The sequence below is a fragment of the Vibrio sp. 1978 genome (assembly GCF_033344345.1).
The window spans coordinates 1-1,023 of the sequence record NZ_JAWPOP010000170.1; the positions used below are offsets into that span (position 1 = coordinate 1).

The window sequence follows — 1,023 nt, forward strand, 5'->3', positions numbered from 1 at the left end:
TTTCTCGTTCTGGCTTGACCCTAGATCAGAAAAACCTAGCACTGCAGCAGTTAGCGAAAGACGATATGGTGTCTGGGTTTTTAGACCGAGCTGAAAAAATCTTCGAACAATTAGTTGAAGAGCCCGATTACAAAGAGGCGGCGCTCCAACAGTTAGTCACTATTTACCAGCAAACGCGTGAATGGGAAAAAGCGATTCATTACGCCAATCAGCTAGCTAAAATGGGTAATCAGCGTAGTCGTATGCGTACAAATATTGCGCATTTTTGGTGTGAAATTGCCATGCTAGACCAAGCTGATGGCAATACGAATAAAGCTATCCAGCATTTCAAAAAAGCACTTTCCGAAGATCCAAAATGTGTTCGAGCAAGTATTTCGCTCGGCCGGATTTACTTGGAATCAGAAGACTACAAACAAACCATTAAGTATCTAACGGGTGTGCTGGAGCAAGACAAAGACTTTGTGAGCGACGTTTTGCCGACAATTGCTGAGTGCTATCACCATCTCGGGCAAGAAGATGAACTGGTCGAGTTTTTACGCGCCTGTATTGATAAAAAGGCAGGGGTGTCAGCGGAGTTGATGCTGGCTCAGTTAGTCGCTCACCATGAAAGCGTCGGAGCTGCCCAAGAATTGCTGACGAAACAGCTACTGAAAAATCCAACCATGAAGGGCTTTTATCGCCTGATTGACTACCACATCGCAGAGGCTGAAGATGGTCGTGCAAAAGACAGTTTATCTACATTACAAGCGATGGTTGGAGAGCAATTAAAAGTAAACCCGCACTACCGATGCAGGAAGTGTGGCTTCTCTACTCATTCCCTTTATTGGCATTGCCCTTCCTGTAAAGGGTGGGGGACGATCAAGCCAATCCGCGGATTGGATGGTGAATAGTTTTAATGCAGCTGGCAGAGTTTCTGTCCGCTGCATTTTTTTAACCTTATGTCTAACAAGTAAAAGAACCAAAAATAATTAGGAGATGAAATGATCGACCAAAAAGTTATTGTCGCACTGGATTATGATAACC

1 protein-coding gene is annotated in these 1,023 nt (G+C 44.2%); it reads left to right on the forward strand.

Annotated features, from left to right (window positions below; all coding sequences use genetic code 11):
- A partial coding sequence (locus tag R8N49_RS25265; protein ID WP_318190229.1) for a lipopolysaccharide assembly protein LapB occupies positions 1–890 on the forward strand: 890 nt, incomplete at its 5' end.
- Positions 891–1,023 lie beyond the last annotated feature (133 nt).